Origin of the sequence: Streptomyces sp. NRRL S-646 (genome assembly GCF_000720765.1) — a bacterium.
Classification (GTDB): Bacteria; Actinomycetota; Actinomycetes; order Streptomycetales; family Streptomycetaceae; genus Streptomyces.
This window is the reverse complement of record NZ_JODC01000071.1, coordinates 1-1622: the sequence shown is the minus strand read 5'-3', so window position 1 is coordinate 1622 and position 1622 is coordinate 1. Positions and strand designations below refer to the sequence as shown.

Genomic DNA, 1622 nt, shown 5'->3' with positions numbered 1-1622 from the left:
GGGTATGGCCACTGAACTCCTCGACACCGATCCGGAGTTCGGTGGGCACTTTGCCGCGTGTGCGGCGGCTGTGGAGGAGTACGTCGACTGGTCGGTCGAGGATGTGCTGCGTGGCCGGGAGGGTGCCCCGACGCTTGACCGGGTGGATGTGGTGCAGCCGCTGTTGTTCGTGACGATGGTGTCGCTGGCGCGGTTGTGGCGGTCGCGGGGTGTGCGTCCGGATGCGGTGGTGGGTCACAGTCAGGGTGAGATCGCCGCCGCGTGTGTGGCCGGGGGTCTGTCGCTGGAGGATGCGGCGCGGGTGGTCGTGCTGCGCAGCAGGGCGATCACTGCCCTTGCGGGGCGTGGTGGTATGGCGTCGGTTTTGTTGCCGGTGGCCGAGGTGGAGGAGCGGCTGGCTCGTTGGGAGGGGCGGGTTTCGGTCGCGGCGGTCAACGGGCCTGCTTCCGTGGTTGTTTCCGGTGATGCCGGGGCCGTGGGTGAGCTGGTGGCCGAGTGGTCCGCCGCGGGTGTTCAGGCGCGGCAGATACCGGTCGACTACGCCTCGCACTCCGCGCAGGTCGAGGAGATCCGTGACCGGCTCCTGGCCGATCTGGCCTCCGTGCGGCCGCGTGCCGCGGAGGTGCCGTTCTTCTCCACGGTGACCTGTGACTGGCTGGACACCGGGAATCTCGACGCCGGGTACTGGTACGACAACCTGCGCCGTACCGTGCGCTTCGCCGAGGCCGTACAGGCCCTGGCCGCCCAGGACTTCCGGGTCTTCGTCGAGTCCAGTCCGCACCCCGTGCTCACCGCCGCCGTCCGCGACACCCTCGACGATCTGGACCTGGACGATGCCGTGGTCGCGGGCACGCTGCGCCGCGGCGAAGGCGGACCGCGCCGCTTCCTCGCCTCCCTGGCCGAACTGAGCGTACGCGGCGCGGCCACTCTCGACTGGTCGCCCACTTTCGCCGCGTGCGTCCGGCGGGTGGACCTTCCGACGTACGCCTTTCAGCGCCGCCGCTACTGGCTGCCCGACACCCTGACCGGCGCCGCACTGGTCTCCACGGGTGGACCGGTCTCCTCGGGTGGACCGGTCTCCCTGGGTGCTTCGGTCACGGACACCGATGAAGCCGGTGACGTCACCACCATCCTGCGCGACCGCCTCGCCCGGCTCTCCCCGCGCGAGCGGCATGCCGCCCTGTTGGAACTGGTTCGCGCGCACGCTGCCGGCATCCTCAGCCACGACTCCGCGGACCAGGTCGAACCCCGCCGCACCTTCAAGGACCTGGGCTTCGACTCCCTCACCTCGGTCGATCTGCGCAACCAGCTCAAGACCGCGACCGAACTGCGTCTGCCTTCCTCCCTGCTGTTCGACTATCCGACCCCCGAGGCCGTGGCCGGCTACCTGGAGGGCCAACTGTCGGGCACCGGAATGGACTCCGCGCCCGTTCTGCCCGCGCCGGCGAGCACGTCCGATGATCCGGTGGTGATCGTGGGGATGGCGTGCCGGTTCCCGGGTGGGGTGGGTTCGCCGGAGGAGCTGTGGCGGCTGGTCAGTGAGGGCGGGGACGCGATCGGCGGGTTCCCGTCGGATCGTGGTTGGGATCTGGAGGGTCTTTACGATCCGGAGCCGGGCACTG

1 protein-coding gene is annotated in these 1622 nt (G+C 70.1%); it reads left to right on the top strand.

Annotated features, from left to right (window positions below):
- Positions 1–1622: acyltransferase domain-containing protein (locus tag IH68_RS0148885; protein WP_037886683.1), on the top strand; the 1622-nt coding region annotated here is incomplete at both ends.